This is a genomic window from Cyclobacterium lianum (assembly GCF_900143075.1).
GTDB lineage: Bacteria > Bacteroidota > Bacteroidia > Cytophagales > Cyclobacteriaceae > Cyclobacterium > Cyclobacterium lianum.
The window spans coordinates 443373-468343 of sequence record NZ_FRCY01000002.1; the positions used below are offsets into that span (position 1 = coordinate 443373).

The window sequence follows — 24971 nt, forward strand, 5'->3', positions numbered from 1 at the left end:
ATAGAAAAAATAAAAAGATGAAAAATAACATCATAAAAATAAGCCGTGTCCTGGTCATCGGTGTATTGATGAGCACGGCCTGGGGATGCAATGAATTCCTGGAAGAAACCGACAAATCCAACTTCACGCTGGAGAATTATTTCACCAGGCCAGAGCATGCTACCAGCGTGGTAAATTCTATATATGAAAGTCTGCAGCCGGTGATGTCTAGTGGTTTTGGTGGCGGTCCCTGGATGATGCTGGAATTTGCCACTGGTCTTGCGAACACCGAATTGGGACAGGCGCAAAACAGTCTCTTCGTACGCAATCTGATCAACAATTCAGACAATGGCTACGGACAAACCTACTGGACCAGTTCTTATCGGGGAATCGCAAACGCCAACCTGGCCATTGAAAAAATACCTGAAATAGAAATGGACAATGCCCTGCAAAACCGTCGATTGGGAGAGGCCCACTTTTTCAGGGCATATTATTACTTCAATCTGATCAGAATATTTGGAAACATCCCATTGATCACCACTTCCATTGATTTGACCAGTCCCGAATTGTATCCCGATCCTGCGACTACAGAGGCGGTGTACAATCAGATTGTAGCAGACCTGGAAGTGGCCGAGGGATCGGGTCTTCCCTGGAGGGATGTCAGCGGAAGGGTCTCCATGGGCGCCGTAAAATCCCTGCTTTCGGATGTTTACCTGACCATGGCCGGCTACCCGCTGCAGGCTGGTAATCAATACTACCAGCTTGCAGCCGAGAAGGCAAACGAGGTCATCCAGTCCGGTGTATTCGAACTGTTTGATTCCTACGACCAGCTCCATTCTGTGGACGATGAAAACCTGGGCGAAAATATATTTATGATCCAGTATGCCGCGTTTACAGTTCCATCGTCCTGGCAGGTATCTATCATACCCTATAACAGGGGGATTTCTGCCTACAGTGCAGAGACTGGCGGTATCTTCGCCAATCAGGAATTTGTGGAATCTTTTGAACCAGGCGACAAAAGAGCCGAGGAAAAGGAGTTTTTCTATACCGAGTACAGCCTGGAATCTGACAGGAGCACCACCATGGAATTGGGAGACTACTATATCTGGAAGCATTTTGACGAAGAAGCTCAGCTGAGTACCACCAGCAGTGGTATGAACTGGCCCGTTTACAGGTATGCAGAAATACTGCTCAACTATGCCGAAGCCATCAATGAGGTAAACGGCCCTACTCAGGAAGCCTACGAAGCAGTAAACCTGGTGAGAAGGAGGGCCAACCTTCCCGACCTGGCAAACCTCAGTCAGCAGGAATTCCGGGAAGCTGTATGGAGAGAGCAATGGGTGGAGCTGTGCTTCGAAAACAAAACCTGGTACGACATGGCCAGGCTGAGGAAAGCTTTTAACGTCAACACCCGCGAATTTGAAGACTATGTTGGCCATGAGTTTTCCTATGGTCCCACTCTCCGGGAACGGGAGCTACTATTCCCCATTCCTACTGCAGAAATCAGAAACAATGATAAATTGAGCCAAAACCCTGGCTACTGATCTGGTTAGGTACGGCAATAGGTGATAAAAGGGGTTGGATCGGGAAATGATTCCCGGTTTGCCCCTTTTATCCTTTTTTTGTAACATCGCTAAGCCTTCCTTAAGGATAGTTCAAAACAATTTGCTTAATTTCAATCTGAATTAAAATATTCCCTATGACAACACCTTATTTTAACCGCAACAGCAGGTATCTCCCCGTCCTGCTGGCATTGTATCTGTTTACCTTCGGCTGGAGCATGGCTCAGGACGAAAAGCTAATGCTACACTTTGAAGGTGAAAATGGTCCTGGAAAGGGCAAAAAAGTTGTACTCATCAGTGGCGATGACGAATACCGCTCCGAAGAGGGCCTGCCCATGCTGGCCAAAATCCTGTCTACCCACCATGGGTTTTCGACGACGGTACTTTTTCCCATCAACCCGGAAAACAACCAGATAGTACCCAACCATAAAAGCAACATACCCGGGATGGAGGAGCTTCAGGATGCAGATCTGGCCATCATTCTGCTTAGGTTCAGAGAATTACCGGATGAACAAATGAAATATTTTGATGATTTTCTCCAGGCCGGAAAACCATTGATCGCACTGCGAACCTCCACGCACGCCTTTAACTACGGCAAGGACAGCAAAAGTCCCTATGCCAAATACCATTGGCAAAGTACAGTGCCTGGCTGGGAAAAAGGTTTCGGGCGGAAAATACTTGGTGAAACCTGGGTGGCGCATCACGGACAGCATGCAAAAGAGGGTACAAGAGGCATGTTAGACGGCCTTCAGGTGGCCAACAAAAACCCAATTTTGAACGGGGTAACTGATATCTGGGCTGCCTCTGATGTCTATACAGTTACCCACCTTGGAGATGATGCCACCGTACTCGTACACGGTGCCTCCACTTCCGGAATGAATCCTGATGCCCCTATTAACTGGGAAAAGTCTCTGATGCCGGTGGCCTGGACCAAATCCTACAACCTGGATGGGGGTAAAAAAGGGCGCGTATTTGCCAGTACAATGGGTGCTTCTGTAGATTTACAAAGTGAGGATTTGCGCCGGCTGATCATCAATGCCACCTATTGGGGTCTGGATATGGAACCGATGATCCCTGAAGAAGCTGTAGTCGACATCGTCGGCGATTATGCGCCCACCATGTTTGGCTTTGACAATTTCCGCCAGGGAATGAAGGTAACAGATTTTGAATAAGGACTTTTACGGACAAGTAACATCAACCCACAATAAAAAATGAATAAAATCGGATTTAATGTCCTGGCATGGTCAGCCGTTGTTTCGGATGATTTGAAACCCATCATCGAACGATTAAAAACCATAGGCTACGACGGAGTAGAGTTCTTCGTTGGTTCGCCCGACGAAAAAGCCTACAGGGAGATCGGACAGTTCACTGCGCAAACCGGCTTGGACACAACGACCGTTTTTGTATTGGGACCGGATGAGAATCCCATCGATCCGGACGCCGGAGTACGTGCCAGAGCATTGGACAAAATCAAATGGACCATTGACCGTTCGCACGATCTTGGTGCCAAAGTAATCTGCGGCCCCTTCCATTCGGCCTTTTCCACTTTTGCCAAAAGATCTCCTACAGAGGACGAATACAACCGGAGCGCTGAAATATTGCAGCAGGCCGGCGAGCATGCTGCACAAGCAGGTATCATTCTTACACCTGAGGCACTGAACCGCTTTGAATGTTACCTTTGCAATACCATGGATCAGCTCATTCACCTCATCAAAAAGGTCAACCACCCCAATGTGAAGGCCATGTTTGATACGCATCATGCCAATATTGAGGAGAAAAAGCTGGGAGACGCCCTCAGGAAAGTGGCTCCGTATCTGGGACATGTGCACATCAGTGAAAATGACCGGGGCACACCCGGGTCCGGACATGTGCCCTGGGACGACACTTTTTCCACCTTAGCGGAAATCGGCTTCAAAGGCTGGCTGACCATTGAAGGTTTTACCAGAAATGATCCTGATTTTGCCAATTCCATAGGAGTCTGGAGGGAATTTTCTCAGCCTTGGGAAATGGCTGAAAATGGATATCAGTTTATAAAAGAGATGGGTGAAAAACATGGCCTTTGATCCTACCCGCATATCAAATATTTTAAACTAAAAAAACAGTCTTATGGATAAATTACCTTTCCGCTTTGGAGCAGAAGTTTACACCTGGTTTATGAGTAATAACGGCGAGACCTACAAAGGTCAGCTGGGACACATGATAGAGGTGATCTCCAAAGCCGGTTTTGAAGGCATTCAGCCCATCTTCACCTGGATGGGACCTCTGGCAGATGCAGATCTGCTCGAGAAAAAACTTAAAGAAGAAAACATTGAATTGGCAGCGGTTGCTCTTGCTTTGGACTGGAATGGCAGCAAGGAGACGGATGAAGAAAAGAGAATTGCTGATGAGGCCATAAAATTACTGGCCAGGTTTCCAGGTTCCGTGCTGTGTACCGTGCAAATCCCAACGGGAAGACATGATATCAACCAGCGGAGGAAAAATCTCATCGACATTGTCAATACAGTTTCCGCCCGAGCCAAAGACAAAGGAGTGACTAGCAGCTTTCATCCAAATTCCCCACATAGTTCGATTACCAGAACGGCGGAGGATTACATGGTGATACTGGAAGGGCTGGACGCAAATGTGACAGGATGGTGTCCGGATGTAGGTCATATTATCAATGGGGGAATGGATCCGCTGGAAGAAATGAAAAGATACCAGTCACTTATCAACCACGTCCATTACAAGGACTGGAATGGCGATCCGGAGTTTACCCTTATGGGAAAAGGAAAAGTAGATTTTACAGCGATTACCCAGTGGCTCAAAGACGAAAATTTCGATGGCTGGATCATTTGTGAAGATGAGGGACAGGAGGCGCTGGAGGATCCTGATTTTGTAACGCTCCATGACGGCAAATGGGTCTATGGATCTCTCATCCCAAAACTAAAATAAGCCATGCCAACGATCCAAAGCAATGGAATAAATCTATATTATGAAGAAAGAGGTGAGGGGGAACCTTTACTTCTGATCATGGGCATTACCGCTCCCGGAAGTGTATGGGAAAAACATGTAGACTACTGGCAAAAGTCTTTCAGGTGTATTCTGGTAGACAACCGCGGGGTGGGATCGTCCGACAAGCCTCCCGGTCCCTACAGTTCTGCTCAGATGGCCGACGACTGTGCCGGCTTGCTGCATCACCTGGGCATAAACAAGGCAAGAATAGCCGGAGTGTCCATGGGAAGCATTATCGCCCAGCAACTTGCCATCAGGCATCCGGAGCTGGTGAGATCTATGGTGCTCATGTGCCCCTGGGCCCGGTGCGACAATACCGCCAGGGATATCTTCACACACATGATCGACATTAAGGCAAGGCTAAAACCTGAGGAATTTGCCGTATATATACAACTGCTGATCTTTTCAAAGACCTCCTTTGATGACCCGGACATGTACCACAGCATGCTGGAAGACAGGAAAAATGCCGCATTGGATCCAAATCCTCAGCCGTTGATAGGATTGGCAGGGCAGGCAGAGGCCTGTATGCACCACGATGTGCTGGACCTGCTTTCCGGTATTCAGCAGCCGGTGTTGGTGACTGGGGGTGAAAAAGATGCATTTACACCCGAATGGATGACCCGGGAAGTAGCATCTGCCATTCCCAATTCCCAGCTACACATTTACCCGAATAGCGGCCACGCCTTCCATTGGGAGAATCTTGATGATTTTAACCACAGGGTGCGCCAATGGCTGGCCGAGAACTGAGTAAAATTCCTATTTCTGCCTCATTAACAAATGCTGCGTCTCCGATTGTTTAATTGGAGACGCAGCATTTTTTTATAAATAATTGTTAAATAATTAAAAACAAATTGTTAATTGTATGCAACTAAACCCAAAAACCCGACCAGGAATGAGCCATCTTGAACGGATTTGATACCCGGAAATACCAGACTGCCTGTGGATTGTGGCGGCTTGGGTTACCCCATAAAAAGTATCCAAACTGCAGCCCAGCGAAAGATTTGGCCATACGCCAGGATCAGCCAGCCCGGATAGGACAACCATTCAGTCGGATTTAGCTATCATTTTGTATTAACCAACTATGAAATTCAAAATACCTCCGGTGAACGTATTAAAAATCCTGGGCATCATTATCTTAGTGCTGCTGATCCTGAACCTCGTGAGTGTGTGGATGCAACACTCCATGGTCGAAAAAAGAGCTCTTTACGAATTTTTTATCCGCCTTTTTGACTTTAACCAGGAAGGAAACATTCCTGCCTTCTTCTCTTCTCTACTTTTATTGGTAGCCGCCATTTTTCTTTACCTGGTATACAGAATTGAAAGAAAACAAAAGCAGAACGCCATCGGCTGGCTGGGTCTCTCAATTGTCTTCGTCTTTCTTACCCTGGATGAAGCCACACAAATACATGAATTTTTAATTGGTTATTCCAGAGAGTTGTTTGATGTATCCGGTTACCTGTACTATGCATGGATCATCCCCTACTCTGCCGCTTTGCTTCTCCTTGGTATCATTTATATTCCCTTTTTCAGACACTTGAACAGACGGATGTTGTTATTCATGCTGGTCTCCGGAGCGATCTTTCTGTCCGGAGCGATTGGTATGGAAATGCTCGGAGGCAATCAGATGGACAGTGAGGGTTTTGGTCTCCTGTACATGAGCTATTATACCCTGGAAGAGACCCTTGAAATGATCGGCACATCTGTGTTCATCTATGCTTTGATCTGGTATATTTCCACCATCAAACGGAAAATTACTTTTAAAGTAAACCCTGCTGCCGGGCTATAGCACAAGAATGTCTCAAAAACAGGACAGTGCAGGATACTTTTCCACCGCTTTGCCTTTACTTTAAATTATGAATGTAACGTTATTAGTGCTCAGTGTCTTGTTTTTTGCTACAGAGGACCCCAGGCCGGTGGTGTTCGAAAAACAGTTGATTGCCATGGAAAGCGCAGAATCGGTAGGTGTCTTCGATGTGGATGGAGATGGTCAGCCCGATCTGGTATCGGGCAGCTACTGGTATCAGGGTCCCGAATTCAACAAGAGATACCTTATCGGACAAGTCAAGCGGGTAAGTGAATATTTTGACGACTTCTCCACCATTCCCCTGGATGTAAACGGGGACGGAAACATGGATTATGTGACCGGCGGATGGTTTGGCAAAACGCTTTTTTGGGTAGAAAACCCCGGAACCAATGGAGAGTGGACACCTCATGAAATTGCCAATACCGGTAACGTTGAAACAACAAGGGCCTGGGATGTAAATGGAGATGGAAATTTGGAAATCGTGCCCAATACCCCAAATCAACCTTTGGCCTATTACAGCCTCAATCGAGATGAAAATGGCAAAGGCACCGGCACTTTTGATAAGCATGCGGTAACGGAAAAACACGGTCATGGTCTGGGGTTTGGTGACATCAATGGAGACGGACGCGGAGATTTTATCGTGCCGGAAGGCTGGATTGAAGCACCTGAAAACCTGGAAAAAGGTCAATGGAGGCTTCATAAGGCTTTCGAGCTGGGAGGTGCAAGCGTTCCCATTCTGGTAGTAGATGTAAATAAAGACGGCCTGAATGACCTGATCGTAGGTCAGGGGCATGACTACGGACTGCATTGGTACGAGCAAAAGCGGCAAGGCAATGCCATCACCTTTACCCAACATCCCATTGATCCGTATCAGTCTCAGTACCATACCATGGAATGGGAAGACATCGATAATGATGGCGAGATGGAATTGATTACGGGTAAAAGGTACCGGGCGCATAATGGCAATGATCCCGGAGCCAGCGACCCTATGGGACTCTATTATTTCAAATGGAACGGTGAATCCTTTACGAAAAACATCATCAGCTACGGACCGTTTGGAGAAGGCAAGGGCGCTGGTTTATTCTTTGCAGTAGAAGATCTGAATGGGGACGGCCTGCTGGATATTGTGGTGGCCGGAAAAGATGGTCTGGTCGTTTTTCACAACAAAGGCAGCAAGTAAAATAGCCGGAAGAGTTTTTTTGCTTACTGCATTTTGAATCGGGAAGATTACTGCGGGTTATTGTTGATTCACAATCGTAACCAAAATTTAACGTTAAGCTTACCAGCTTAATGCGCGAATGCCGTAACTTGCTCAAAAAAATACTAAGAATCCCTAAAATCGAAACGATAATAATTAGGGTTAAACCCGCAGGAAAATGATTCCTTCAATTTATCGCGATTCTCCCGGTTTTGTGTCCGGACAGGTACTGACCATTAAAAATCAAATCGTATACACATGAAAAAAATACTATTTATTTGCTGGGCGCTATGTTTCAGCTATTGCCTGCATGCCCAGGATACCGTGAAAGGATTTGTCTATGAAGACAGTAACAAAAACGGGAAAAAGGAAAGACGGGAAAAAGGCCTGCCTCAGGTGGCAGTAAGTAACGGAGTGGAAGTGGTCCTTACAGATGAAAAAGGAGCCTATACCCTGCCAATTGGTGATGACGACATCATTTTTGTAATCAAGCCTGCTGGCTATGCCGTACCGGTATCAGAAAACAATCTACCCCGGTACTACTATATCCACAAACCCGCCGGATCTCCAGATCTCGAGTACAAGGGCGTTGAGCCTACAGGATCCCTGCCCCGGTCCGTAGATTTTGCCCTGTACCCTACTGAGGAACAAGAATCTTTTACCGCAATGATCTTTGGGGATCCGCAGCCCTACACAGAAAAAGAATTGGAATTGTTTGCCCGGGGGGTAGTGGATAAAGCCAAAGATGAAGAAGGAATTAGTTTTGGCATATCCCTGGGCGATCTGGCGGGAGATGATCTGGACCTCCATCCCAAATATGCCGAGGTATTGAAGAATACTTCCTGGCCCTGGTATAACGTGATGGGCAATCATGACATGAATTATGATGCCACTACGGATAGCCAGTCCGATGAATCCTTTGAAAAAACTTTTGGCCCTTCAGCGTATGCCTTCAACCACGGTGATGCCCATTTCATCGTATTGGAAGACATACTTTACCCGGATCCCCGCGATGGGCAGGGGTATTGGGGAGGTTTCAGGGAGGACCAACTTGATTTTATAGAAAATGACCTCAAACACGTGGATAAAGACAGGCTGGTGGTGTTGTCCTTTCATATTCCCTTGTGGCACGAAAATGAGAATTCCTTCAGGGACAGCGACCGGAAACGGCTTTTTGACCTTTTGAAGGAATATCCCAACAGGCTCGCTATTTCTGCCCATACCCATCTCCAGCGGCACAATTTCTATACAGCGGCAGACGGATGGGAAGGAGCAGGAAGATTTCATGAATACAATGCCGGCACCACTTCTGGAGATTGGTACTCAGGGCAGCTCAATGAAGAAGGCATACCTGTATCTACCATGAGAGACGGCACACCCAAAGGATATGCCCTGTTGAGGGTGGTTGGCAATCAATATCAAATCGATTATCAGGTAATCGGAAAACCACTGGAGCATCAGATCAAAATTTTTAACCCAAAGGTTGTCGCCAATAACAGGGGAAGTTCCTCCGGAATCTTCGCCAATTTTTACATGGGCGACAAAAATGACAAGGTCGAATACAAAATTGACGAAGGAGAATGGAAAACCATGAATTGGACTGAGGCCCCGGATCCCGCTTATCTGGCAGACGTGATGGAATGGGACCTCATGGAAAAATTGGTTCCTGGCAGAAGACCATCAAACCCTGTCAATTCCACACACTTGTGGCGGGGAAGTATTCCTACGAACCTTCCTCTGGGCAAGCACACCATTACAGTCCGGGCAACCGACATGTTTGGCAGGACCTTTACAGAAACCAGCGAGTATACCATCGCCGAACCCGTATCTTATTGAATTGAAAACCACCAACCCAAGTTCAAAAAATGGCTACTCCCCACGAGGATGTAGTCATTTTTTTTCCTGATCCCCGGGACCGGATTTACCAATTCAGACATGCAACGATCACCTGACACCGAAAGCGGCGAGTTCTTCGTCAATCCAGGTATCCCAGCTTTCCTGAGCCCTGGAATTCATCCCATGAGCCGTCTCCCTATCATATCGCTCCTGCAGCTCGTTCATTTCCCGGTAAGCTTCGAGGTAGTGAAAGGACACTTTCCGGTCATAATTGTGTGGCTGAAGATCCAGGGTCTCCACTTTTTCCTTTAACCGCTCAACGATAATCTTGGCGATGTCAAAATGCCGCTGTTCGTGATTGAGCCCGTAACTGTTGTTCGTCCCCCTCACCCAGGAGGAGCTTTTTAACATGTAAGTTTTGAAGACCAGGTCTACAATAACCTCACCCTCCTCTATCCAACTGTTTCCTTCGTAGGAGATACTGGCGAAAATTGATGCAGCAAAATTATTGAATCTGGGCCTACCAGTAAAGTCCTTCCATGTCAAAGGCCGTTGTGGGTTGTAAAAAACAGTATCGTCCCGATTGTCTTCGCGGTAGTCTCTGATATTAATTTTCACCTCACGGGCCAGCTTGATGTCTTCTGTTGATTCCCGTTCCATCCAGTCGTTGAAGTAGGTGAGCGAATTGTTAATAGATTTGCGAAGCACAGGTTCTATCACTGAAAATTGCCGTACGCCTCTCTTGTAGCTCACACCCCCCTGAAAATCAAGCAAATGAATCAGCTCGTCACCCCTGTCCAACTCAAAGGAAAAATCCAGGTACACCTCGCCTTCTACCAGGCCCCTTCTGGCATCCGCCAAAACTTCGATGATTTTCATGTCCCTGATCCTGATCACTACGGGGCGCAGTCGCTGATCTCTGGGCAAGGCGCCAAAGATATACTTTTGGAGGGCTGAAATTGCTCCTCCCTCCAAATCCACCGTTTCCAGTTGGCTGCCACTGCTCAAGCTGGCCACCAGGAAGGCCACCGGAGACCTGTCAGTCCTATCGTCAATCACCCCTTTGATGTGGAATTCGCCTGGAACAAATAGCTGTGAAAAAACCCGGAGAGAAATGGGGTCAATATTTTGAGAGTAGGTTTTACCCAATACAGGGGTGGCATAAAAAATAAGACATAGTAAGTGCCTGAGCAGAATCAGACCCATACGGCCAAAGCATATCCTTTTTAATTCCCTGATTGCCATCACAGAACATAACAGGATTTTTGATCAACTGGTTCTATGAGGCATGGCAATACCGGTCTCCTGAGCGATGGCTTTCAGGTCGGCCACCACCTCTCCCTGAAGCGGGATGCCACTCTTCGTCCTTTCCCGGTATGACCGCCACTCTGGGTCCCCTGGGATGAGCACCTCTGCCTCGCCCGGGAGAGGTATCGAGGCCCTGAGGGTTTTTACCCATTGATCCATCTCCTGCTTAAATTCTCCCACTTCCCGGAATCCATCTACATCCCAGGCAGAAAAAAAATGCCCGATCCCTTTGCCAACCTGCCTGCCCCCACCGACTGTGTCGATGGCAAAGGGAATGGCGAACGGACCCCAATTGGCTCCACTCAGTACAGCGCTCAGAATATCAACCATTCCAGCAAGACAATACCCCTTATGGCCGGAACCCTCCCGGCTGCTACCCAGGGGAAGTAAAGCGCCTCCATTGATCATTTTTTCCGGGGCTGTAGTAGCATCTCCGTTTGCGTCCAGGCACCAGCCTTCCGGGATCTTCTTTCCTGCCCTCCTGGCGATCTCCACTTTCCCATAGGCCACTGTGCTGCTGGCAAAGTCCATGAGTACCGTCGGTTCTTTGTCTGCAGGAAAAGCCATCGCTACCGGATTTGTCCCCAACATCCTTTCCTTTCCCAGAAAAGGCGCCACTCCTTTACTGGTATTGGTCATGGCCATCCCGATAAAATCGTGTTTTACGGCCATCAGCGGGTAGTATCCCGCAGCACCAAAATGGTTGGTGTGGCATACTGCTACTGACCCGGAACCATAATTCCCGGCTTTTTCAATCGCAATATCCATACACTTCGGCCCCACTACCAAACCCAGGCCATTGTCTCCATCTACCTGCACCACTGCATGTTTTTCCCGTATGAGTTTCACCCGGGGTTTGGGATTGATTCTGCCAGCACGCAAAAGTCCATAATAAGTCTTTAGCCTGGCAATACCATGAGAATCAATACCGTGCTCATCGCTGTAAGCAAGTACATCAGTGGCCAGCCGGGCATCGTTCTCAGGTATGCCAAAATGCAAAAAAACCCTTTCCATAAAGACCCGCAATGCCTTGGGATCGTATCGCACATTTTCTTCCATATCTATACCCGTTTAACAAAAAAATCCGGCACAGTCCTGAAGAATATGCCGGATGGAATGGAATACTGATCAAGTCGTTAACATCTGTCGATCCGCTTAAGGAAGTGGCTTGATCATGATGTCCTTGTAATATATCACACTGTTTGGATCATGGGCCTGCAGAGCGATGGTCCCGCTACTCAATTTTTTAGGGCTATCGCCTATGGCCTCCCTGTCCCGGGATTCAGTAAACTCATTGACTACCTCGCCGTTTACCTTCACAGTCACATTTTCACCATCCACGATGATGTGCTTGGTATACCATTCTCCGTCAGATACGTAGGTATCCCGTACGTCTTTAAAGCTGTACACGCTTCCGGTCTTTCTCCAATCCCCATGGCTTTGATTTACCTGAATTTCGTAGCCCTTTGCAGGCCAGCCATCCTCCTGAAAATCGGTATGGATGAACACGCCTGAATTGGCACTGGGCATGGTTTTGATTTGCATCTTCAGCTCAAAATTCCTGAAATCATGATCTTCCACCTTACCCGTATAAAACATATGGGCCCTGGGGCCATCAATTTTTATCACACCATCCTCTATACTAAAGGATTCCGGGTTTTCGCTTATCGTCCAACCTTTAAAGGATTTTCCATTAAATAGTTTGATCCATCCGTCTTTATCCGCTTTTTGCGCAGCAACCGAAAAAGACATCAACGCGCACAGGGCTACTGTTATGATTTTTTTCATTTTTTTATTTTAGGTTATTTTCTTCTGGTTGAAATTACTACAATTAAAGGGATAATTCAAAAAAGAAAGCAGAATCCCTGAGTACATTTTTACCTGGAAGGAAAAGCCAAATTAAATCCTACCTGATCGCTGGAAGAAAAAATTAATCCTGTTTTTAAGAATTTTTTACCCTGGATAGAAAAATAAATTCTTTCACAGCCAATTGTACCCTGGCTACTAAAAAAATAAATAAAAAAAATAGATTTTTGATTTAAGAAATGTCACTGTATTTTAGAGAAATTTTTAAAAAGAACTGTATATGAGCCAGGAAGAAAAAACCAGTTATTCCAAGGAGGAACTTCAGGAATTTGAAGTGCTTATCAATGAAAAGCTAGCCTTAGCAAAAGAAGAGTTTCTGCAACTAAAAAGATCTCTCAGTAAACAAAATGACAGTGGTACAGACAATACTGCCTCTACATCCAAATTGCTCGAAGACGGTGCGGATACATTGGAAAGGGAAAGCTTGAGCCAGTTGGCTGCCAGACAGCAGAAGTTTATAGTCAATCTTGAAAATGCGCTGAGAAGAATTAAAAATGGCACCTACGGAGTTTGCGTGGATACGGGCAAACTGATCAGCAAAGAAAGATTACGCGCTGTACCCCATACCATGCACAGTATTGAAGCCAAAATGGCCAAGAAATAATTTTGGATTTTTTACACCGACATATCGAGGCTTTGGTATTCTGCTCCTCCGACCCTTTGGGTCTGGAGGAGATACAGAAATGCCTGACCGAAATGTTTGAATCAGAGGTTCCGATGGAGCACCTGGAAGAGGCAATAGCTGCCCTCCAGGAAAAATTTCGGGCCGATGATCATGCATTCAACCTGGAAAAATTGGCCGGTGGCTACCAGTTTTTAACCAAGCCTGCTTACCAAAGTAGCATTTCCATCCTCCAAAAGCACCAATCCCAGAAGAGACTTTCCACTGCTCAACTGGAAACTTTGTCCATTATCGCCTACAAACAACCGGTCACAAAATCTGAAATTGAACAAATCAGAGGGGTAAATTGTGATTATTCGGTTCAGAAATTGCTGGAAAAATCCCTGGTCGCCATTAAGGGCAAGTCCGAAGGAATAGGGAGGCCCATCCTTTACGGCACCAGCCCGAAATTTATGGAATACTTTGGCATCAACGACCTGAGCGAATTGCCACAGCCTAAGGATTTCAAACCCGAAGAAAACGAAATCGGCAATCAAACCGATTGATTTGTAAAAGACTTTGTCCTAAATCCATAAAATTCTTTTACTTTTGCAAGCGCATTGAAGGAAGACATTTCCTTCATTTATAGCTTATTAACATTCCATTTATCCATACAGCAGAGATGCTGCAAGTCTATGAAAAGAAAAAATGAACGAGAGGGTGGTTTTTCCAGGAGAACAGCCCGCCCAGGCTCCGGACGGAAGGGGCGGAAATCAGATGAGAAAGCTTCGGAAAAGGAAGCAAACACCCCTTCTGAAAAACGTGAATACAAGGGCAGGGGCAAAAATGAAAAACCAACCTACGGCGCTTATCAGGAAAGAGATCCTTCCAAAAAATCATTCAGGAAGCCCTTTTCTCCACTCTCCAAAAACCGCAAAAACAAAGACAAGAGCCTATCCCAGCCCGAGTATGATCTGAAATCCATTCAAAGGAGCTCCCCTAAAGATGAAGATGAAATCCGTTTGAATAAATTTATTGCCAATTCGGGTATCTGCTCCCGCCGTGAGGCTGATAAGCTGATTGAGGGTGGTGAAATAAACGTAAATGGAAAGATGGTCACCGAACTGGGTTATAAAGTCTCCCGCAAAGACCGCGTAGTCTATAAGGGAAGGGCCATCCGTCCCGAAAAGCCCGTATACCTGTTGCTGAACAAACCCAAGGATTTTATCACTACTACGGATGATCCGCTGGAGCGAAAGACAGTCATGCACCTGGTGGATGGGGCCTGTGAGGAGAGACTTTTTCCAGTGGGCAGACTGGACAGAAATACCACCGGATTGCTGTTGTTTACCAATGACGGCGAGTTATCAGCCAGGCTTACCCACCCCGCCTACGAAGTCAAAAAGATTTACCAGGTAACCCTGGACAAACCTTTGGCGAAAAATGACCTGGAGGCTATATTGGCAGGTGTCACACTCGAAGATGGGCTTACCATGGTGGATGACCTTCAGGTACTTTCTCTGGACAAAACCATTTTGGGATTGGAAATCCATTCTGGGAAAAACCGGATAGTGCGCAGGATTTTTGCCCATTTCGGATATGAGGTGACGGCACTGGACAGGGTGATGTTTGCAGGGTTGAGTAAAAAAGATATTGCTCGCGGCAAGTACCGGTTCCTAAATGAAAAAGAGGTGATCAACCTCAAATTCATGAATAAACGTAAAAACAAAAAGCGACCTCAATAAGTCGCTTTTTGTTTTTGGCAAGGATTTAGTTATCTTATTCAGAAATTAAACCCGACTTTATGAAAGCCATTTGGAAAGATAAGATTCTGGCCCAGTCAGATGAGACGATATTCCTGGAAAACAACCATTACTTCCCACACGATTCACTGAACAGGGAGTTCTTTGAGATTTCTAATACCACCTCCGATTGCCCCTGGAAAGGCAGGGCCAATTACTACCATGTTCGGATCGGAGAGGATACCAACCGGGATGCTGCCTGGTTTTACCCCAACCCGAAAGACGCGGCAGCTGAGATCCAAAATCACGTGGCCTTCTGGAAGGGTATTAAAGTAGAAGAATAATCGCTCATGAAAAAATACCATTCCATAGTGATTGGCGCCGGGCAATCCGGGATGCCTCTGGCCAAAAAGATAAGCGCTAAGGGATTCTCAGTGGCACTGATAGAAAAAAGGGCCCTGGGGGGCACCTGTATCAATGATGGCTGCTCGCCCACCAAAACCATGGTGGCCTCTGCAAAGGTCGCTCATATGGTGAGCAGGGCGAGTGAGTTCGGGGTAGAAGTCAAAGGCTTCCGGGTAAACCAAAAGGCGGTCCGTGATCGCAAAAATCGTATTGTGGAGCTGTTTCGGGGAGGGGCCACCAAGGGATTACAAAAAGCCGAAAACCTGGACATCATCATGGGTGAAGGAGTATTCCAGGCAGATAAAACCCTATTGGTCAAAAGAGCCGGGCAGGAAGATCTTGTATTGCAGGCAGAAAAATACTTTATCAATACCGGCTCTGCCCCCAATATCCCTCCGATTGAAGGCTTGGGCGAATGCCCGTATCTGGACAGCACCAGTATCATGGAATTGGAGGAAACCCCCGAACACCTGATCGTCCTGGGAGGAGGCTACATTGGACTGGAATTTGGCCAGATGTTCAGCAGATTTGGCAGTAAGGTGACCATCATGGATATGGCACCCAGACTAGTACCCAAAGAGGACGAAGATGTCTGTCAGGAAATTTCTGATATTTTTGCCGAAGAAAAGATCAACACTATTTTTAACGTCGATGTAAAAAAAGCAGGTTTTCAAAATGGGTATTTTACCCTACACTACCAGGGAAAAAAGGGTGCTGCCACGATTAGCGGATCACATTTGCTGGTAGCTACCGGCAGAAAACCCAGCAGTGAGCACCTGGGGCTTGAAGCTGCGGGTGTCAAACTGGGCGACAAAGGCCATATCCTGGTAGACGATAATTTTGAAACCAATGTACCCGGTATCTATGCCCTGGGAGATGTGGCCGGAAGCCCGCCTTTTACCCACATGGCCTATCATGATGCCCATATAGCCTTTAACCGGATCTTTGAAGAAAACCTATCGCTCTCAGCGCAGGACCGCCTGGTGCCTTACTGTGTTTTTACAGATCCCCAACTCGCACGGATCGGATGGAATGAGCAGCAGGCAAAGGAAAGAGGAATTCCCTATAAAACAGGGAAATTCTGGATGAAACATGCGGGGAGAGCCCTGGAAACCGATGAGACCAAAGGTTTTTTTAAAGTCTTGGTAGATCCGAAAAATAAGCAAATTATCGGAGCCACTACCCTCAGTAAGGACGGCGGAGAGATCATGGCCGTGCTGCAAATGGCCATGGTGGGCAAGGTTCCGTACGATCAGATCCAGCATCTGCCTATTGCCCACCCTACCCTTGCCGAAAGCCTGAACAACCTTATGGGACAAGTGGAGACTAACACGGAATAACCCCTCAGAAAACGTATGAAAGACTTGATATTCATCTGTTTACTTCTGGGGATTACATTTTCTACTACCGCCCAGCAAACCAATCCGCGCTATGACCCTGCATTGGCCGACAGCCTTGGCGCAGATGATTATGGCATGAAAAGCTACGTCCTGGCCATCCTTGAGACGGGAAATACAGCACCAGATGACCAAACCGCAGTTAGAGAGGCTTTCTCAGGCCATATGGCCAATATTCGTCGGCTGGTTGAAGCGGGAAAATTGCTGATTGCCGGTCCCCTTGGCCCAAATGATGACCGCTACCGGGGAATATTTATTTTTGACGTGGCCACAGTTGAAGAAGCCAGGGAGTTGGTAAGCAGTGATCCAGCTATTCAGGAAGGGTATCTGGACGTAAAGCTTTACCCCTGGTATGGCTCTGCTGCCCTGCCCATGTACCTGGATGCCGCCGACAAAATCTGGAAAGAAAATCCCTGAGCATTTTAATCCTGCATTTGCTTCATTTTTCGAAATATTGGGAAAAATTCCTGGCTCATTTTTATCAGACAGAGGGTAAATGGCTTAATATGTCAATATTTTTTAGTATATTAACTATCTAATTCTTTTTACCATGAAGCTTTCACTAGCTACATTCAGTATTGCCGGATTGGCAAAAGCCCCCGGTCTTAAATTTCTGCTATTTCTTCAGTACTGGCTGTACGTATTGTTGCTGGGAAATTTTATCATCCTGTCCGGAGCCTGTAATCCAAAAACCGAATCTGTCCCGGGCCTGGAAAGGATATCCGTGGATCTTTCGGAAGCGCGTACCGGAAAATTATCTGAATTTTTCGAACCCAGTATTGAATATATCTGGCTGGAGGATGATTCTCAGGAGGCCCAGCTCAATGCCGGATTGCAAAAAATACTTTTTTACGAAGACCGAATCTATACCCTGGATATTTTCGGGTGCAAGTGTATCCACATTTTCGATAAATCCGGTAAGTTTTTGTCAAAGATTGATGCCCATGGAGAGGGGCCGGGCCAATACCTGGACTTTGATGATTTCGCAGTGGTAGACGGAGAACTGATCCTCCTCGGAGTATTTCCCCGTAAGATCATGTGGTTTAGCCTGGAGGGAGAATTCTTACGAGAACTTTTCTTTCAAGAGAGGGTTGGACCGGGTATATTTTCAGAATTTGACCAACGATTTTACCTGTATACGGAAACCCGGGATCCGGGAGATTATTTTGTAAAAAGCTTCAATAAATCCCTTCAGGACACTAGTAAGCATTTTCCGTACCATCCTGAGAGGCTGTATGGAAATTTTTCCGGTAGAGATTTTTTTCAGAAAAGTACAGAGAATCTCTATTTTGGAATGGCCTATCTGGATACCATCTATCAGGTCGACAAGGGTAATTTTGTTGCAAAACTCGTTTTTGATTTCGGGAAATACGGGCAGGATCTTGATGAGATTAAAAGACTTGATGCTGGCATGGAAAGGGTGAATTTTATCAACAACAGAGCCAAACTATATTTCCGGGGCCAGTATCATGTTTCTGAAAAACAGCTACATTCATTTATAGTTTATGAAAAAAAAGCCTACAATTTATTTTTTGACAGACGCAGTCAACAAACTCATTTAATTGAGAACCTCTTCACAAATGATATTGATGGAGGATACGAACCTTATGGGATCCATTATAGTCTTGCACCGGGACAAGTTGGGTGGAGGGTTCCGGGCAGAGATCTGTATAAAACCCTATTGGAGAAAAAAGCCCATATGGAAAAGGCGGAATTCGAAAACTGGGCAAAAAACAAGGGTAGGAATTTCGCCAAAACAGCCCTTGCCGCAAGACATTCCGAAAATCCGGTGCTGATTGTGTATACGCTAAAGTAACATTACTGAAAGTAATGGATGTGGCCTCAGACGGCTACTGCCCAAATGAGCTCACAAATTCCCTGCAATTTTCCTTAATAGATTTCAGGATGTCCCGATTTTGAAGCTTCTCTAAATCATTGCCTGTTAGCTATGCACCAAAAAGCTGGATTTTCTGTGAATTGATTCACAAAAGGTTCAACCCCGTCCGGGGTTGGAATCAATCCACTGTCACAAACCCGTGGGCTTCACCCACGGTTATTGTTGTTCAGGCCCTTCAGGCCTGGGATACGTCAGGGAAATGGAGCATATTTTACTTGCTCATAATTCAATCATTTTACCTGATAACTCAAATCACTTCCCAAACACTTCCCAGCTATTCGAAACATCCGGGTTCTTACCTCATTATATAATTCCTCTGCAATACCGAAGCCTGAAGGGCTTCAACAACAATAACCCCGGGCGAAACCCGGGGGCTGCCAGAATCCAGCCTTCATGCAACCCCGGCAGGGGTTAAACATGGTCATGACAACCAAATGGCCTATCCGTAAATAAGGTCTCCTCGGCAATCCCCTGTCCGAAAGTACGCTGTATGTGCAAGAATAGTTAATCTAAAAATGGCAGCTACGTCAGGTTCAACCCCTAAAGGGGTTGGAAGTAATCGGGAGGCCTTTGGCCGTGGGCTGAACCCACGGTTATTGTTGTTCAGGGCCTCCAGGCCTGGGATACGTCAGGGAAATGGAACATATTTTACTTGCTCATAATTCAATCATTTTACCTGATGACTCAAATCACTTCCCAAACACTTCCCAGCTATTCGAAACATCCGGGTTCTTACCTCATTATATAATTCCTCTGCAATACCGAAGCCTGAAGGGCTTCAACAACAATAACCCCGGGCGAAACCCGGGGGCTGCCAGAATCCATCCTTCAATCAACCCCGGCAGGGGTTGAACATGGTCCTGCCAACCAACTTACCTATCTAAAAATAAGGTCTACTTACCAGCCTGGATAGGAAGTAAAGGTGTTTTAACCATAACCCGATGTTCGATATTTACAATTCGGGGCTCAGATAAAAAGGGTTTGCAACGCTACTCCTGTAAACCCAGTTAATAAAGCCATCAATTCTCATCCAGGATGATAATCCCTCCACATGCTAAAAATAATTGCGCTCAGATTCCGAAATCATAAATCAATACTAAGCCGCAGAAAGCCCAATTCATCCTCTATATTTTCAAAAATCCAGATCTTACCGTCCTTGGCGAAGTGGCGGGCAGGAGCTCTGTCCAGTGCCGGAACCAATGATTCCCCAATTTGTACCAAATTTTTATCATAAATGGTAAGGTAGACTATTGACCTATCTGGGGAAACATCGAAAATTGGTTTTTCGGAGTCCGAATCGTTTTCACCTATATAAGAAAACCGGTAAAACCGTTCCTTTTCAGGATCCCAAATGGGGGCGAAATAGTTGATTTCTTCATTGATGGCTCGATAAATGGCATACATTTCTTCCTCAGAACTTACTTCGTTTCGGTATTTTCCTTCCTTTTCAATGGGCATGATCTGGCTGTCGAATGAAAAATGGTGCAGGGAATCCCCTACCTCATCCAAAACATACAAGTCATTGCTTACCGCCGTACTCAAGATGACTTTCTTACCCTCAGTAACCAGATAGGAGACAGGACCAATCGAACTTTTAGCGGGACCATCCGTGAAGGTGACCCGAAATGGCTTGGTTCGGTCCATTAGCGGAAGTGGTATCCGGTTAAAATCAGCATTGTTCACATCAATCGTAGCCAATTCGGTCTCATCCCTGTCAAAAATTGTGACCATTCCATAAAATATCATTTCCCCGTTTGGAAAACCCTTTATTCCTCCCAATTGCTCTTTGGAAGAAAGCTGTGCTGTTGAATCACCCCACTCATTCAAAGGGAGGTCCATCACTTTATTCCCCTCCCAGGTATAAATCCCTCCAATACCATTGTATCCACCAAAATACAAGCTATCGGAATTCACTTGAAAAACGGTACTGATTCGTTCACCTATTCCATTTGGTCCTTCTTTTTCAAAGAAAAATTTTTCCATTAACCTGAGCTGATTTAAGTCAATCTTTTCAAGGCTGTAATCTTGTGCATTGAAATTGTACAGGTAAGTTCGATCGGGAGAAAGAAAGGATTGGCTAAGCCATCTATTCAAAAAAAGGATTTCCTCAGCAGGATCCACCAGTACCGTATCCACAGAAAAAGTAAGTTGCATTTCTTGCCCGAGATTTTCTTTATCCGGACTTCCGCAGCCAACGATTAAAAGAAGAAGAATTAAAAAACCAAATTTGCTCATGATCAAGGGTTAAGGAAGCAATATAAAAAATAATTTAGGTTCTTATAAAAAAAAAATGGTATGTAAATCATTGTTTGTCCTTTAGGAAATTTAAAAAAACAACCATTGAGAAACTGGCACAATAAAATCGACTGCTCATTGTATTTGTTATTTAATTGTCATTAACAGATATCCCTTCTGAAGGTACTCCTCTCCTACCCATATCGATGGCCATCCTCGCGAAGCCCATCTCGTCTTCTACATTTACGAACATCCAGATCTTCCCATCCTTGACGAAATGCTTCTTTGGTGGCATGGTGATATCTGGTATCCTGCTCTCTGCCAGCATGTCCAGATTTTCATCGAAAACGGTCAGGTATACCTCAGCAGCGGTAGCAGCAGGCCATTGAAAGTTTTCTGTATCCGGTTCTTCCAGAACTTCTTTGTGGGAAAACCGGTAATAGACCTTATTCTTCTCATCCCATTTGGGCGATGAAAAACTGATTTCCTCCCTTACCTTTGTTATTGCCTCCAAAAATCCCTCCTGCGTATCAAATTCTTTTCCCGCCGGAACGGTCTTTTTGTCCTCCGTCAACTGGCTTTGGTAGCTACGTGCCAAAAGGCTGTCGGTCTCGGGCAGATATTGGTATATTTTGTTTTGCACATTGCTTCCCAGCAATATTTTTCCGCCTTCCCTAACCAGATAGGTTTGAGGACCGGATATCATGTAGCCTTTTCCGTCGGTGTATTGCAACTCAAAATTCTGCAGTGTTTCGAATTCAGGAACGGACATTGTCCTGGTGCTGCCATCGCTTAGATCGACACGCATCAGCGCTCTGGATTTGGTTTCATAGCTTCTCAGATATCCTAGAAACTGATCTTGCTGATTGGGTAAATTCAACTCAACCAAAAATGCCTGTCCCTCACCGATCTTACCGTCACCAGTATCCAGGCCCTGAAACTCAAGCTGCTTCAGTTTCTGGCCTTTCAGGTTAAAAACACCAGGATTAGGAAAGCTGATGATCACCAAATGGTCATTGTCCAGAAGAAAAAATGACCTGAAAAATTCCCCGGTACCATTTGGCCCTTCTTTTTCGAAAGGCAATTTCCGGACAAGTTTTTTTTCATCCAGGTCAATCTGCTCAAAGCTATGGTCATGTTGGTTAAAATTGTACAAATACCTGCCGTCCGGCGACAGATCGGATTGGTAGAGCTGTCCTGCTACAGACAACAATTCCTCTCCCGGATCTATCATCACCGTATCCAGGGTATAGTCCAGGGTGGTACTGCCCTTCAGGTTGTCTAATGGGTCTTTGCTGTCACAGGCTATCTGAAATAGGAGCAATACCAGTAAGGGAAAAATCCTCGCCATAACTTTTTTATATGTTTAGAACTATAAATTTAAAAAATATGATTCAAAAACCTATTAAATGGTTAATTTTAAATCAATAAATTAATATGAACCAACTTTATTATCAGATCAATATGTTTATTTTTGGGGCAATCCTTTAATTAATTATTTCTCCAAGACTCGATAGTTTTATGAAATTTAATTCCCACCATTACCTGAAAATATATTTTCTGATTAGCTGGGTGCTTTTGGGGATATCCCCTGCCCATGCACAGGACAGCGGCACATTTACCAGCGGGCTGTATCTGGAAAATATTCACGAGTATGGCAGAGAGGTTAAATTTACAGATCCTGTTGCCTTCCAGTTGTCCGACGGGACTTTCCAAAAACCGGAAGAAGGACAGCGGATTTCCGCCGATCTGGATGCCGTTTGGAAAACCATCCAGCCTGCAGAAGATGGTAAATTTAAAGGGCGTATCAGAAGTGGGTACCTCTACCTTACCTACGAATCCGAAAAAAAGCAAAATGCCCTAATAAAGGTTAGTGGCATCAGCATGATGTATGTCAATGGGGTTCCGCGGGCAGGAGATATCTATGGGGATGGCTGGCTTTACCTGCCCATTACCCTGGAAAAAGGTGAAAATGAAATTTTAGCCAGATTTAACGGGCTTTGGTCTGGAATTGCCGCAGAATTACTGCTGGATCAAAAACCGGCCCTTCTAAAAGTAGCAGATGCTACCCTTCCGGATATTGTACTGGGAGAGGACAATGGCACCCTGATGGGAGCCGTGGTGGTCATCAACAATACTTCCAAGCCCATCAGCAATGCCAACATGGAGGCCATGCTCAACGAAAAAGTGGTAACCACCCCACTCCCCACGATTCCACCCATGACCATTCGGAAAGTCGGCTTTGAAATAAACGCCAGCGAAATATCGCAAAAAGGTGAATATGCCTGCTCCCTTAATCTGTTGCTGGGAAACAAGGTAGTCGATAATCAAACAATAAGCCTGGATGCAAGAGAAGCCACCGAACATTATAAGCAGACATTTGTCAGCGAAATAGATGGCAGCGTACAGTACTATGGCGTCGCACCCCAAACGGATGGGGGAAGCCCCGGTTCAGCCTTATTTTTATCCGTGCATGGTGCAGGCGTGGAAGCGATAGGCCAGGCGAGAGCCTATCAGCAAAAAGACTGGGGAACATTGGTAGCCCCTACCAATCGCCGGCCAAGGGGATTCAACTGGGAAGACTGGGGCAGGATAGATGCCATGGAAGTCCTGGACCTGGCAACAGAAAAATTCAAACCCGATCCCTCCCGGATCTACCTGACCGGGCACTCCATGGGTGGGCACGGTACCTGGTATTTGGGTGCCACCTTTGCCGGTAAATGGGCAGCCATCGCTCCCTGCGCTGGCTATCCCACCTTGATGGGCTATGGTTCTGCCGATGGGAAAATTCCGGAAAACCCCGAAAGCGAACTGGAAAAAACTTTATTACGGGCCAGCAACCCCAGTAACACCATCGAACTGGCGAAAAACTATGCCTCGGGAGGGGTCTACATCCACCATGGCGACAATGACCGGGTGGTCTCTGTCAATTATGCCCGGCAGATGCGGGGCATTCTGGCGAAGTTTCATCCGGACTTCAGCTACTACGAATATCCGGGAGGCAGCCATTGGTTTGGCAGCGAAAGTGTGGACTGGCCCCCCTTATTCGATTATTTTAAATGGCATGAGCGTAGCCCGGACAGTCTGACCCATACCATTGACTTTTCTACAGCGAATACGGCCATTTCCTCCAGCAACAAATGGCTGCATATCCTTCAACAGGAACAATCCCTTTCCTACAGCCGGGCCAATCTGCAACGCGATAGGGAAGAGTTGAAAATCAGTGGGATAACAGAGAATATTGCCGTGCTGGGGATAGATACCCAGGATTTTCAGGTCGGAGACAGCATTTCTCTGCACCTGGACGGGGAAGAGCTGGTATGGGTAAAGGACCGAACACCTACCCTTTACCTGTACAAAAGCAATGGGGTCTGGAGACCTGGCCAAAAACCGGATCTTTCTGCCAAAGGCATCCTTAGAAACGGAACCTTCAAAGAACCCTTTAACCACCGGATGATTTTCGTATACGGCACAGCCGGCAATAAAGCTGAAAATGAATGGGCATACAATAAAGCGCGTTTTGATGCGGAAAGCTGGTACTACAGGGGAAATGGTGCCGTGGATCTGGTTTCAGACAGGGAATTTGAGTTGGAGAAATATGCAGACAGAGGGATCATTGTTTATGGCAATGCCGATACCAACCGGGCTTGGAAAACACTCCTTGCCAATAGTCCTGTTCAGGTAACCCGGGAGGCAGTTAGACTGGGAGATCAGATTTTGCAGCAGGACAACCTGGGGGCTTATTTTATGGTCCCCCGTAAAGACAACGATACGCTCGGAGTGGCGGTGGTCAGCGGTACTGGATTGAAAGGCCTGCATACAGCCAATGCCAACCAATATTTTGCGGGGGGAAGCGGTTTCCCGGATTTCGTCGTTTTTACCTCCGAGCTGCCGGTAAAAGGTGTTGAAGCCATCAAGGCTGCCGGGTTTTACAACAATGACTGGACTTTGCCGGCCGGGAAATAAAGTAAGGTTCAACCCCGTCCGGGGTTGGCGATAATCGACAGTCCATCAGCCGTGGGCTGTACCCACGGTTATTATTGTTCAGGCCCTTCAGGCCTGGGATGAACTAAGGAACCTTACCCAACAGACTTAGAAATAAATAAGGTCTTTTATACCTCAATTCCAATAATGAAACCGTAACGCTCAA

At 46.2% G+C, this 24971-nt stretch carries 21 protein-coding genes; 16 read left to right on the forward strand and 5 right to left on the reverse strand.

The features are described 5' to 3' along the window. Positions 1 to 17: 17 nt before the first annotated feature. The 8 genes from BUB19_RS04560 (at position 18) to BUB19_RS04595 (ending at position 9370) form a co-directional block, all read left to right on the forward strand. Positions 18 to 1523, forward strand: coding sequence for a RagB/SusD family nutrient uptake outer membrane protein (locus tag BUB19_RS04560; protein ID WP_073092722.1), 1506 nt, complete (start codon positions 18 to 20; stop codon positions 1521 to 1523). 155 nt (positions 1524 to 1678) lie between these two features. After that, positions 1679 to 2713, forward strand: coding sequence for a ThuA domain-containing protein (locus BUB19_RS04565; protein WP_073092726.1), 1035 nt, complete (start codon positions 1679 to 1681; stop codon positions 2711 to 2713). Positions 2714 to 2752: 39 nt separating this feature from the next. Further along, the gene (locus BUB19_RS04570; protein WP_073092729.1) at positions 2753 to 3604 is read left to right on the forward strand and encodes a sugar phosphate isomerase/epimerase family protein; all 852 of its coding nucleotides are present in this window, start codon (positions 2753 to 2755) and stop codon (positions 3602 to 3604) included. A 43-nt stretch (positions 3605 to 3647) separates the two neighbouring features. Next, positions 3648 to 4472 (forward strand): sugar phosphate isomerase/epimerase family protein, encoded by an 825-nt coding sequence (locus BUB19_RS04575; protein WP_073092733.1) that lies wholly within the window; start codon positions 3648 to 3650, stop codon positions 4470 to 4472. Between the two features lie 3 nt (positions 4473 to 4475). Continuing rightward, entirely contained in the window at positions 4476 to 5279 is an 804-nt protein-coding gene (locus BUB19_RS04580; RefSeq protein ID WP_073092736.1) for an alpha/beta fold hydrolase, read from the forward strand. A gap of 334 nt (positions 5280 to 5613) precedes the next feature. After that, a complete protein-coding gene (locus BUB19_RS04585; RefSeq protein ID WP_073092739.1) occupies positions 5614 to 6318 on the forward strand; it encodes a hypothetical protein in 705 nt (234 codons plus the stop codon). Between the two features lie 67 nt (positions 6319 to 6385). Then, positions 6386 to 7516, forward strand: a complete 1131-nt coding sequence (locus BUB19_RS04590; RefSeq protein WP_073092742.1) for an FG-GAP repeat domain-containing protein — start codon at positions 6386 to 6388, stop codon at positions 7514 to 7516. A 276-nt stretch (positions 7517 to 7792) separates the two neighbouring features. Next, on the forward strand, positions 7793 to 9370 hold the full coding sequence (locus BUB19_RS04595; RefSeq protein ID WP_073092745.1) for a calcineurin-like phosphoesterase C-terminal domain-containing protein: 1578 nt from the start codon (positions 7793 to 7795) through the stop codon (positions 9368 to 9370). Positions 9371 to 9478: 108 nt separating this feature from the next. Here the strand turns inward: BUB19_RS04595 and BUB19_RS04600 are convergent, their stop codons facing one another. The 3 genes from BUB19_RS04600 to BUB19_RS04610 form a co-directional block, all read right to left on the reverse strand. Beyond that, complete coding sequence (locus tag BUB19_RS04600) at positions 9479 to 10615, reverse strand: DUF922 domain-containing protein (RefSeq protein ID WP_084096957.1); 1137 nt, start codon at positions 10613 to 10615, stop codon at positions 9479 to 9481. A gap of 24 nt (positions 10616 to 10639) precedes the next feature. Further along, entirely contained in the window at positions 10640 to 11737 is a 1098-nt protein-coding gene (locus tag BUB19_RS04605) for an Ldh family oxidoreductase (protein ID WP_073092751.1), read from the reverse strand. Between the two features lie 96 nt (positions 11738 to 11833). Further along, positions 11834 to 12466, reverse strand: coding sequence for a 3-keto-disaccharide hydrolase (locus tag BUB19_RS04610; protein ID WP_073092758.1), 633 nt, complete (start codon positions 12464 to 12466; stop codon positions 11834 to 11836). A 298-nt stretch (positions 12467 to 12764) separates the two neighbouring features. Here BUB19_RS04610 and BUB19_RS04615 point away from each other — a divergent pair, with 298 nt between their 5' ends. From BUB19_RS04615 to BUB19_RS04645, 7 genes are all read left to right on the forward strand, one after another. After that, complete coding sequence (locus tag BUB19_RS04615) at positions 12765 to 13148, forward strand: TraR/DksA family transcriptional regulator (RefSeq protein ID WP_073092763.1); 384 nt, start codon at positions 12765 to 12767, stop codon at positions 13146 to 13148. A gap of 2 nt (positions 13149 to 13150) precedes the next feature. Then, positions 13151 to 13711: an SMC-Scp complex subunit ScpB gene (gene scpB, locus BUB19_RS04620; protein WP_073092769.1), complete on the forward strand. Its 561-nt coding sequence runs from the start codon at positions 13151 to 13153 to the stop codon at positions 13709 to 13711. Positions 13712 to 13840: 129 nt separating this feature from the next. After that, positions 13841 to 14890, forward strand: coding sequence for a pseudouridine synthase (locus BUB19_RS04625; protein WP_073092775.1), 1050 nt, complete (start codon positions 13841 to 13843; stop codon positions 14888 to 14890). A gap of 59 nt (positions 14891 to 14949) precedes the next feature. Further along, positions 14950 to 15231: a DUF427 domain-containing protein gene (locus tag BUB19_RS04630; protein ID WP_073092782.1), complete on the forward strand. Its 282-nt coding sequence runs from the start codon at positions 14950 to 14952 to the stop codon at positions 15229 to 15231. Between the two features lie 6 nt (positions 15232 to 15237). Next, positions 15238 to 16632 (forward strand): mercuric reductase, encoded by a 1395-nt coding sequence (locus BUB19_RS04635; RefSeq protein WP_073092787.1) that lies wholly within the window; start codon positions 15238 to 15240, stop codon positions 16630 to 16632. A 15-nt stretch (positions 16633 to 16647) separates the two neighbouring features. Then, positions 16648 to 17106, forward strand: a complete 459-nt coding sequence (locus BUB19_RS04640; protein ID WP_073092792.1) for a YciI family protein — start codon at positions 16648 to 16650, stop codon at positions 17104 to 17106. A 133-nt stretch (positions 17107 to 17239) separates the two neighbouring features. Then, positions 17240 to 18505: a 6-bladed beta-propeller gene (locus BUB19_RS04645; RefSeq protein ID WP_084096959.1), complete on the forward strand. Its 1266-nt coding sequence runs from the start codon at positions 17240 to 17242 to the stop codon at positions 18503 to 18505. 1164 nt (positions 18506 to 19669) lie between these two features. Here BUB19_RS04645 and BUB19_RS04650 read toward each other — a convergent pair. Both BUB19_RS04650 and BUB19_RS04655 read right to left on the reverse strand, forming a co-directional pair. Further along, the gene (locus BUB19_RS04650) at positions 19670 to 20821 is read right to left on the reverse strand and encodes a DUF4221 family protein (protein ID WP_073092799.1); all 1152 of its coding nucleotides are present in this window, start codon (positions 20819 to 20821) and stop codon (positions 19670 to 19672) included. Between the two features lie 151 nt (positions 20822 to 20972). After that, positions 20973 to 22172 carry a DUF4221 family protein gene (locus BUB19_RS04655; RefSeq protein ID WP_073092804.1) on the reverse strand — a complete coding sequence of 400 codons (1200 nt, stop codon included), beginning with the start codon at positions 22170 to 22172 and terminating at the stop codon, positions 20973 to 20975. Positions 22173 to 22342: 170 nt separating this feature from the next. Between BUB19_RS04655 and BUB19_RS04660 the strand changes: the two genes are divergently transcribed. Continuing rightward, on the forward strand, positions 22343 to 24787 hold the full coding sequence (locus tag BUB19_RS04660; protein ID WP_073092809.1) for a carboxylesterase family protein: 2445 nt from the start codon (positions 22343 to 22345) through the stop codon (positions 24785 to 24787). The last annotated feature ends 184 nt before the right edge of the window (positions 24788 to 24971 follow it).